At 40.1% G+C, this 277-nt stretch carries 1 pseudogene; it reads right to left on the reverse strand.

From position 1 onward, the window contains the following. A pseudogene (locus ACODJP_RS13965) lies at positions 1-277 on the reverse strand (hypothetical protein); the annotation flags it as partial.

Consider the following 277-nt stretch of genomic DNA (forward strand, 5'->3'; position numbering starts at 1 on the left):
TGATTGCTTTGTATAGGGATGGTTGAGTAGCTTAAATAAGCGGTCAACCTCACTAAAATCATCTCGCTCCGCTGCCTCAATAGCTCGCTGTGCCATATGGTTACGTAAGATATAAATTGGATTTACCTGCTGCATGTTTGCATCAAGCTCATCAATATCTTGATATTCACGGATGTTTTGATACTGCGTAAGGAATGCATCAAATTGTCGAATATCAAGGCAGTCATCACGTAAGGCTTTGTATTCTTTATTTTGAAGGCGAATGAAGCTTTGGGTG

This window comes from Pleomorphochaeta sp. DL1XJH-081 (assembly GCF_049310885.1).
In the GTDB taxonomy this organism is placed as follows: Bacteria; Spirochaetota; Spirochaetia; order Sphaerochaetales; family Sphaerochaetaceae; genus CAYZJV01.